This window comes from Pseudomonas sp. No.21 (assembly GCF_054558415.1).
The window spans coordinates 343,504-352,463 of the sequence record NZ_BAAJNO010000004.1 but is presented as its reverse complement, the minus strand read 5'-3'; the positions used below and the strand labels follow the sequence as shown (position 1 = coordinate 352,463).

Annotated in this window: 10 protein-coding genes; 3 read left to right on the top strand and 7 right to left on the bottom strand. The window is 67.3% G+C overall.

What is annotated here, in order from left to right:
* The 4 genes from ACYJSS_RS10035 to ACYJSS_RS10020 all read right to left on the bottom strand — a co-directional run bounded on the left by ACYJSS_RS10035 (nt 1) and on the right by ACYJSS_RS10020 (nt 3,442).
* Entirely contained in the window at nt 1-501 is a 501-nt protein-coding gene (locus ACYJSS_RS10035) for a putative pterin-binding protein (protein WP_236206473.1), read from the bottom strand.
* A 101-nt stretch (nt 502-602) separates the two neighbouring features.
* Nucleotides 603-959, bottom strand: a complete 357-nt coding sequence (locus tag ACYJSS_RS10030) for an Mpo1-like protein (RefSeq protein WP_111261404.1) — start codon at nt 957-959, stop codon at nt 603-605.
* Between the two features lie 90 nt (nt 960-1,049).
* The gene (locus tag ACYJSS_RS10025) at nt 1,050-2,531 is read right to left on the bottom strand and encodes a methyl-accepting chemotaxis protein (protein ID WP_236206472.1); all 1,482 of its coding nucleotides are present in this window, start codon (nt 2,529-2,531) and stop codon (nt 1,050-1,052) included.
* Between the two features lie 104 nt (nt 2,532-2,635).
* Entirely contained in the window at nt 2,636-3,442 is an 807-nt protein-coding gene (locus ACYJSS_RS10020) for a TatD family hydrolase (RefSeq protein ID WP_236206471.1), read from the bottom strand.
* Nucleotides 3,443-3,672: 230 nt separating this feature from the next.
* On the opposite strand from ACYJSS_RS10020, the gene ACYJSS_RS10015 reads away from it, so the two are divergent.
* A complete protein-coding gene (locus ACYJSS_RS10015; RefSeq protein ID WP_111261407.1) occupies nt 3,673-5,094 on the top strand; it encodes an MltF family protein in 1,422 nt (473 codons plus the stop codon).
* Nucleotides 5,095-5,204: 110 nt separating this feature from the next.
* Nucleotides 5,205-5,639, top strand: a complete 435-nt coding sequence (locus tag ACYJSS_RS10010) for a DoxX family protein (protein WP_111261408.1) — start codon at nt 5,205-5,207, stop codon at nt 5,637-5,639.
* Between the two features lie 47 nt (nt 5,640-5,686).
* Here ACYJSS_RS10010 and ACYJSS_RS10005 read toward each other — a convergent pair whose 3' ends face one another.
* The 3 genes from ACYJSS_RS10005 to thpR all read right to left on the bottom strand — a co-directional run bounded on the left by ACYJSS_RS10005 (nt 5,687) and on the right by thpR (nt 8,442).
* Nucleotides 5,687-6,718, bottom strand: coding sequence for a lipase secretion chaperone (locus ACYJSS_RS10005; RefSeq protein ID WP_111261409.1), 1,032 nt, complete (start codon nt 6,716-6,718; stop codon nt 5,687-5,689).
* A gap of 48 nt (nt 6,719-6,766) precedes the next feature.
* Complete coding sequence (locus ACYJSS_RS10000; RefSeq protein WP_111261410.1) at nt 6,767-7,699, bottom strand: triacylglycerol lipase; 933 nt, start codon at nt 7,697-7,699, stop codon at nt 6,767-6,769.
* 197 nt (nt 7,700-7,896) lie between these two features.
* On the bottom strand, nt 7,897-8,442 hold the full coding sequence (gene thpR, locus ACYJSS_RS09995) for an RNA 2',3'-cyclic phosphodiesterase (RefSeq protein ID WP_459479812.1): 546 nt from the start codon (nt 8,440-8,442) through the stop codon (nt 7,897-7,899).
* Between the two features lie 203 nt (nt 8,443-8,645).
* Between thpR and ACYJSS_RS09990 the strand changes: the two genes are divergently transcribed.
* Nucleotides 8,646-8,954 (top strand): class I SAM-dependent methyltransferase, encoded by a 309-nt coding sequence (locus tag ACYJSS_RS09990; protein WP_111261412.1) that lies wholly within the window; start codon nt 8,646-8,648, stop codon nt 8,952-8,954.
* Nucleotides 8,955-8,960 lie beyond the last annotated feature (6 nt).

The following is an 8,960-nucleotide window of genomic DNA, read 5'->3' as shown; positions in this document are numbered from 1 at the left end:
CTACTCGATGTAGATATCGCTCAGTTGCCAGATGGCACGGTTGTAGTACTTCTGCACGCGCAGTTCGGCGTGGGTATCGAAGGGGTACATGAGGAAGAGCGGCCCATAGGCTTCCACGGCCATGGGTTGGCCATCGCGGGAGTAGGCGATCACCGGCTGGTAGCGCTCGATGTCGCTGGCGGGGATCACCACCGAATAGTCGTTGAGGGCCCGCAGGTGCAGTTCGGCGGTGTGCCGCGCAACCGGCAGCCGCTCGAGGAGTTGGCCCAGGGGCACGCCGTGCCAGTCGGACACCCGGTCATCACTGGGGCCGCGGGCGCGCAGGGTGACGCTGGGCATGGCCTGGAGATCGCGCAGGGTGAACACCTGGGGAGCGGTGCCGGGCAGGTGAAGACGCAGGGCGGGTATATCCAGGGGGTAGGCGGACTGCTCCCCCCGGGCGAGGGCGCTCAGGGTGACTGCCAGGAAAATGGTGCCAAATATCTGTCGCTTTGACGGCATGCGACGACCCTCATACAGCGTGGTGCCAGCATATCGTCATTCCTTTGGCGAGCTTGAATATTTTCCGACGAAAGTAATGGCTCTTTGCTGGCAGGTGGAGGTCAGTGGCGGTTCCGCCAGTTGCGCCACCAGGCGCCGCTGAGGAAAAAGCGTGGGAAGGTGACGAACTGTTCGGTGAGCAGGCGGCCCACGGCGTCCTTGCGATCGGCGAACGGCTCCGGTGCCTCGGCTTCGAGTCGGTGCCCGTGGGATTGCAGGCCGAGGGAGGCGGCCAGGCCGATGACGCCGAGGGCGATGTTCAGGACGCTCAGGGTGAACAGGCCGTCGAGCAAGACCAGGGTGGCGACGATGAACAGCGGCACGGCCAGCAGGTGCAGCACCAGGTTGGTGGGGTGGCGGTGGTTCCTGGCGTAGGTCTTCCACTGCCAGGCGCGGAGGTTGGGATGACGTTTGCCCATGGTGCGGATTCCTCTGAGGATTGCGGGCAAGTCTAGGCCGGCCCTGGAGGGGCCGGCGAATGGGTTGTGTCTATGGGCGGGATAGCCAGCTCAGAGCTTGAGCTGACGAATGGCGCGGGAGAGTTCGCTGGCGAGGCTGGCCAGTTCGGCGCTGGTGGAGGCGGAGCCGAGGGTCTGGCTGACGGTGAGTTCGGTGACGTCGCGGATGCCGACCACGGCGCGGGTCATCTCCTCGGCGACCTGGCTCTGCTGTTCCGCTGCCACGGCGATCTGCGTGTTGCTCTGGCGCATCTGCGCCACGGCGCCGGTGATGGCGGCCAGTGCTTCGCCGGCTTCGTGGGCCTGTTGCACGCAGCTGTCGGCCTTGAACGAGCTTTCCTGCATGAACTCCACGGCGTCGCGGGTGCCGGACTGCAGGGCGAGGATCATGCTGGTGATCTCGTCGGTGGAATCCTGGACGCGCTTGGCCAGGTTGCGCACCTCGTCGGCCACCACGGCGAAGCCACGGCCCATCTCGCCGGCGCGGGCGGCCTCGATGGCGGCATTGAGGGCGAGGAGGTTGGTCTGCTCGGCGATGCCATGGATGACGCTGACCACGCTGCTGATCTTCTGGCTGTCCTCGGCGAGCTTCTCGATCATCTCGGCGGTCTGCTGCACGCCGCTGGAGAGCCCGGCGATGGACTCGCCCACGCGGCTGACCACGCTCTGGCCGGCTCCGGCGAGCTGGTCGGCGGTCTGCGACTGGTCGCGGGTGTCGGCGGCGTGCTGGGCGATGTGATGCACGGTGGCGGACATCTCGTTGATGGCGGTGGCGGCCTGGTCGGTCTCGCTCTGCTGGCCGAGCATGCCCTGGCGCACCTCGCCCATGCTCGAGGCCAGTCGCGCGGCGCCTTCGTCGAGGCGCTCGGTGACCTGGGCGACGGTGCCCACCACGCGCTGGAAGCCCGCCTGCATGGCGTTGAATGCGCTCGCCATCTGGCCCACCTCGTCGCGGCTGTCCAGCGGCACGCGGGCAGACAGGTCGCCGCTCTTCTCCACGTGCAGCATCACGTCCTTGAGGGTGTTGAGGTGGCTGAGGAGGAAGCGGATCAACAACTGCGAGGACGCCAGCAGCGCCATCATCAGCAGGAAAACGGTGACCGCGTAGTTGAGCATGCGCGAGGTGAACACCTCGGCGAAGCTCGGCGCATGGGCGAGTACGGCGATGCGCGGGCCGTCGGCGGTGTCCTGCACCTGGGCACCCACCACCGGATCGCTGCCGAACAGGGCGTCGTGGTCCAGGTCGACCCAACCGGTGGCGCGGCTCAGCGCGCTGGTGTCGATCCCCTGCAGCTGCGGGGCGCTGCCGGCCGCGAAGCGCACGATCTCCTTGCTGGCAGGCAGCGCCTGCCCGGCGGGCCAGGCACGCAGCAATGCTGCCTGCGCCACGGCCGCATCGCGGGCCGCCTCGACGCGGGCATCGCGCTCGAGGCTGATGGCGTGCAGCACCAGCAGCAGCGTGGTGACGAAGGCGACGGCGTTGACCGCCCAGAACTTGTACTTCAGGGAAAGATCGCGCATCCAGTTACCCATGTTCTGTTCTTTTTTCTCTGAGGCTTGGCAAGGTGCCAGCATTGTTTCGCAGCACTGTGACCGGATCGTTGATCCGTATCAATCAGCCTCTTTACTGGAACAGGTTAGGCGATGTTCGGCAGCCCGAAAAACGCGCGTGCGCAGGCGGTGGTGTGCTGGGCCAGGTGCTCGGGTGTTTCGCCCCGGTGGCGGGCGACTTCATGGAGCACCTCGGGCAGGAAGGCCGGCTCGTTGCGACCGCTCTTGGGCTTCGGTCGCAGGCTGCGGGGCAGCAGGTAGGGGGCGTCGCTTTCCAGCATCAGCCGGCCCGCCGGGATTTCACGCACCAGCGGGTGCAGGTGGGTGCCCCTGCGTTCGTCGCAGATCCAGCCGGTGATGCCGATGTGCAGGTCCAGATCGAGGTAGGCGAAGAGGGCGCGCTTCTCGCCGGTGAAGCAGTGCACCACGGCGGCCGGCAGGCGATCGCGGAATGGCCGCAGGATGGCCAGCAGGCGCTCGTCGGCGTCGCGTTCGTGGAGGAACACCGGCAGGCCCAGCTCGACGGCCAGGGCCAGTTGTTCCTCCAGGGCCTTCTCCTGCTGCGGGCGCGGGGAGAAGTCGCGATTGAAGTCCAGGCCGCATTCGCCCACGGCGCGTACCTCCGGCTCGGCCAGCAGTGCCTGCAGGTGGCGGGCGCTGTCGGCATTCCACTGGCTGGCTTCGTGGGGGTGCAGGCCGGCCGTGCTGAACAGGCGGCCGCCTTCGGGGTCGAGCTGGCGGACCAGGGCCAGTGCTTCTTCGGCATCGGCGATGCTGGTGCCGGTGAGTACCAGTTGCGCCACGCCTGCGGCGAAGGCGCGTTCGAGCAGTGCTTCACGCTCTGCCGCAAAGCTTGAATGGGTCAGATTGACGCCAATGTCGATGAGTTGCATGGTGCTACCTCGGACGCGAGCGGAGCAGCATAGCAAAGCTCGATTCATTAAAGAAAACTCAATAAATACAGTTAGTTATGGTTGTTTGTTGAAGTTGTTACAGCGTTTTGGCTGGTGTCGACGGCCGAGCTGTGACACTCTCCGCGCCCCTCGCACCGCCCGGAACTCCGTCCGGGGGCTGCGTTCTCAGACGGTCGGCTCGCTTCTTGCGGCCTGATCCCGGAGATTCGATGACCCGAACGCTGCTGCTTCTGTTGTGCCTGCTCGCCCTGTCGCCGTTCCCGGCTGCAGCGCGCCTGGCCGGCCCGCCGGAAGCCTGGCAGCAGCCGAGCGAGGCGCGTGACCTGGCGCAGATCCGCCGCAGTGGCGTGCTGCGGGTGCTGGTCAACCAGAGCCGCAACAGCTCCGGCGAGGTCAAGGGCGAGGCCATCGGCATCGAATACCACCGCATCCGCGCCTTCGAGCAGTACCTCAACCGCAACGCCCGCGACGGCCGCGAGCTGGACGTGAAGATCATCCCCAGGGCCAAGGACCAGTTGCTCGCCGCCCTGCAGCGCGGCGAGGGCGACCTGGTGGCCCCCGGCGAGCTGGTGGACCCGCGCAGCGGCGGTGAGGTCAGCGCCAGCGCCCCCATTCGCCGTCATGTGCCGCTGCTGCTGGTCAGCCGCAGTGGCGACCGCCGCTACCAGCGCCTGGAGCAGCTCGCCGGGCGCAGCATCGCGTTGCCGGCCGGCAGCGCGGCGGCCGAGGCGCTGCGCCGGGTCAACCAGCAGTTGGCGCAACGCAAGCTGGCGCCGATCGTCATCGAGTGGGTCGACCCGACCCTGGCGGTGGAGGATGTGCTGGAGATGGTCCAGGCCGGCATCTTCCCGCTGACCGCTGTCGAGCAGCCCATCGCCGAGCGTTGGGCCAAGGTCATGCCCAAGCTGCGTATCGAGAAGCACCTGGTGCTGGACAACCAGCGCGACATGACCTGGTTCGTCCGCCGCGACGCGCCGATGCTGCGCGCCAGCATCGACCGCTTCCTGGCCGGCTACAACGCGCCTTCCGACCAGGACGCCACCTTCCAGCGCGTGTACCGCCGCCTGTACAAGGTGCACAGCCCCCTGGCCCGGGCCGATCGGCAGCGCCTGGAGAAGGTGCGCCCGGTGCTGCAGCGCTTCGCCGACCAGCATGCCTTCGACTGGCTGAACCTGGCCGCCGTGGCCTTCAAGGAATCCAGCCTCAACCCGGCCGCCCGCGGCGCCAGCGGTGCCACCGGGCTGATGCAGATCACCCCCGGCGCAGCGCGTACCGTCGGGGTCGGCAACATCCATGCGCTGGAGAACAACGTGCAGGCCTCGGCCAAGTACCTGGCCATGCTGCGCAAGGGCTTCTTCAACAGTTCGCAGCTCAATGAGCGCGAGCGCATGGCCTTCACCCTGGCCGCCTACAACGTGGGGCCGCAGCGGGTGCAAAGCCTGCGGGCGGAGGCGCGGCGCCGCGGGCTCAATCCCAACCAGTGGTTCTTCCAGGTCGAGCGTATCGCCGCCGAGCAACTGGGCATGGGTGTGGTCAGCTATGTCAGCGCAGTGAACAAGTACTACCTGGCCTATGACCGGGAGCGTTATCTGCTGGAACCGCAGAGAAAAGTCGCAAGCAGGGGTAAATAATCGATTTTATCGATTTCAATTCTGCATTTTTTGCGGTTTTCATATCGAAAAAATCAACTAAGATTGCTCTCGTCTGAACCAACACCTCCTCACTCGAAAGGAAACGCGACATGAGCAACCCGATCAAACGCCTTCTCTCCACCAACGCCGGCATCGGCATCACCCTGCTGCGCGTGGTGACCGGCCTGACCTTCGCCGCCCACGGCTCGCAGAAGCTCTTCGGTCTCTTCGGCGGCTATGGCCTGGAAGGCACCGGCCAGTGGATGGAAAGCATCGGCCTGGCGCCCGGCTACCTGCTGGCCCTGATGGCGGGCAGCGCCGAGTTCTTCGGTGGCCTGGCCCTGGTGATCGGCCTGCTGGTACGTCCCGCCGCCGCGTCGCTGATCGTCGCCATGGTGGTCGCCATCTTCAGCGTGCACTGGGCCAGCGGGTTCTTCATCACCAACGGTGGCTACGAGTACGCGCTGATCCTCGCCCTGATCTCCGGCACCTTGCTGATCGAGGGCGCGGGCCGCTTCTCCCTGGACCGCTCTTTCAGCCAGTAACCACTGCGAACCCGAAGAAGGCCCGCCATGAGCGGGCCTTCTGCGTTTCAGGGCTGCTGCGCGCGCGCTGCGGCCAGTTCCAGGGCGGCGTCCAGGCGTTGGCGCTCGTGCTCGTCGAACTTCTCCTCGGCCAGGCGCTGGATCGCGGCACGGCGATCGCCATCGCTGAGCCCGGGGTTGGACTCGATGCGCGCCTTCTCGGCCTGGAAGGCGCCGATCCGCTGCTTCCAGCCCTGGCGACGCTGGTCCAGGGCCTCCAGGCGCTCGGTGGCTTGGGCACCGACCAACTGCTGGCGCAGGCGGCGGATCTCGGCGGGCGTGGCGCCCTGTGCCTGCAATTGAGCGGTCTGGGTGCGGAGTTCGGCCTGCAGCTGCGGCAGCACGCTGTCCTGCAGGGCCTCGGGCAGGCCCTGGCGCAGGCGGTCGACGGCGGCAGCCTTGGCGGCATCGTCGAGGGAGGCGTCATGGGCGATGGCCAGGCGCTCCAGGGTGAAGCGGTTGTAGGTTTCCTCGCCAGCGAAGAACACCTGGTGCACCTCGGCGCTGAACAGGCGCGCGCGCAGGGCGCTCACCGCGGCTTCGCGCTGGCGCATGGCGTCCAGGTCGGCCATCTGTGGCAGGTCCTTCTCCAGCTGCACCAGCTGTCGCTTGTAGTCCAGGTACTGTTCCAGCAGCGCCAGGGCCTGGCCTTCGGCCGGCTCCTGCAGCTGGGCGGTGATGTAGCCGCGCAGGCGCTGGATGGAGATGCCGATGGGCTCCTCGCCGATGGCGCTGAGGAAGTAGTCGAAGATGCGGCGGATGTCCTCGGTGATCAGCAGGTTGCCCGCTGCGTCCAGCTGGAAGCGGCCGTCGACCTGGGTGCCGGCGAAGGAGGCGGGCAGGGCGGGCAGTTGCGCCGGCAGGGCGGGTGCGACGCCGGGGCCTTGTATCGGGTCGTCGGCAGCGGCGGCATCGGGGAGCGGCTGTCGGGGGCTGTCGGGAGCCTGCGGCGCCGGGCTGTCGGTGGCGGATTGCAGGTAGAGGATCGCGGCCAGGCAGCCGGCGAACACCAGGGGCAGGGACAGCAGGAATTTCTTCACGGTGGCCTCTCGTCAGGGGGCGGGGCCCGCAGGCCCCGCCGGGGCGGCTTACAGGCCGTCGTTCTTCAGGCGGTTGGCGTGCTGGCGGTAGACGGTCACCGGGTCGGTCTCGAACAGGCTGGTGAGGCCGAAGGTCTGGTTGACCTCGTCGAGGTGGTTCATCCGGTAGTTGTCACGCACCACCTTGCCCAGGTGGGAGCTGCAGCGGCCGACCAGGCCGTCGGTTGCTTCGCCCTTGAAGGTGAGGGAGGTGGCGCCGAGCAGTGCATCGCTGACGTCGAGCACATTGGTCAGCGGGCTGGTGCCGCTCCAGGAGTAGTAGCGCACGCCATTGACCTGGTAGGCGCCCTCGCCGCAGGCGCTCGTGGGGATGCCCTGGGGGAACTTGGCGTTGAACCGGGCCGCGCCCTGGCTGTTGAGCGATTCCAGCGAGCCGAGGCCGTTCTGCGGCAGGGTGCTCCTGCTGCCGGAGAGGAAGTTGATCAGCGAGCCGAGGCCGTTGACGATGCCGGCGACGATCGTCTCGCCTGCCGAGCCGGGCGGGATCTGCCGCAGGAAGTCGGCGGTGGCCGAACCCTTGTGCGGGCCGCCGACGCTGGTGGCGGAGGCGACCAGGTCCGGACGCACGCCGGCGACGTAGCGGATGGTCGGGCCGCCGTGGCTGTGGCCGATCAGGTTGACCTTGGGTTTGCCGCTGATGGCGACGATTTCCTCGACCTGCTCCAGCAGCTCTTCGCCGCGGGCTTCGGAGGTATTCAACTGGCTCACCTCGGTGACGTAGACCGAGGCGCCGTCGCGGCGCAGGGCCGAGGGGATGCCGTACCAGTAGTCGATGCCGAGGATGCTGTCGAAGCCGAGCATGCCGTGGGCGAGGACCACGGGGTACTTGGTCTGGGTGTAGCCGGTGGCGGCGAGGGCTTCGCCGGAGGCGGCGAGGCCGACTCCAAGGGCGAGGGCGAGCAGGATCTTGTTGTTGTTCATTGGTTGCTCTCGGTGATGGTGGAACAGGCAGTGGGTGCCTCCCTGCGAAGCCGCCGCGCCCATCCTGGGCGCGTACATCAGCGGATGGGCAGGGGCAGGAACCATGCCAGCGTCGCGATTGGCACGAAATGGCGTCTGCGCCGCAGGTTTCACCGTTGTTTACAGCCGTTCACCGAATGTTCGCGGGCGTTTCCCTGTTACTGAGTGAAACGCTCGTTTGAGGCCCGAGGCAGCAGTGGCCAGTGCGCGAGGGCGCGGTAGTGCGCGCCGGACGCGGTATTTTCCGAGGCGAAGAGGGTGAACTGGTTCACAGGCCAATCGAAGGTTGGGGCGGCTGCGGCCGGCAGGTGGGCGCAGTGGCGCGCGAGCGTCAGGTGTGGGTGGAAGGGCCTTCGCTCCAGCGCGAAGCCTGCGCCCCGCAATCTGTCCTGGAGGCTGGCGGCGAGGCTCATCAGGGCCAGCGGTGGATGGGCGGGGGCGAGGTGCAACAGGCCGTTCTGCCAGCAACGGAGGTGGTCGAGGCGCAGTTCGAAGGCTTCGCCGACGAGGCTCGCGGCCAGGTTTTCGAGTTCGCCGACGCAGCCCCGAGGCTGTTCGCCGAGGAAGGCGAGGGCCAGGTGCAGGTTGCGCCTCGCCACGGCTTTGCCACCGCAGGAGGCGGCTTCGCGCCACAGGGCTATGCTCGTTGCCAGCGGCTCGCTGCAAGGCAGGGCGAAGAACAGGCGCAAGGGAGGTGTGGACATGGTCGCGGAGGCTCCAGGACGACGTCTTGGTCGTATTGACAGTATTGCGGGCGCTTCTCTAGGATGCCGCCCCATGCGCCGATTTAAGACAGCTACTTGCGGGGCGCGGAGATGGAGTCCATCTCGAAATACCGCTAAAGCGCTGGTTCGGTGTCGCCTCTCACCGCTGCCCAGCGGGATCAACGAGGCGGAGACATGACACCATGACCTGTCCCCAACCGCTCATTCGCCTGGCGCCCATCACTTCGGGCCCGGTATTGCGCAACCCCAGGGTTCTTCTCAGCGGCCCCCACCAGCCGACCATGCTGCGTTATCTCGACGGCTGGCCGAAGCGCTGGGCCGGCCCGCGCAACCTGCTCATCCAGTTCGCCGTCGATGCCGGGTCCTTGCAGCGCTATGCCGCCGACAGCTTCGACATGGCCGTGGTGCAGGCGCCCGCCCGGGAGGACGTTGCGCTGATGGTGCGCGAGCTGGTGCGCGTTTCGCGCCAGGGCCTGATCACCCTGCGCTGAGGCGCA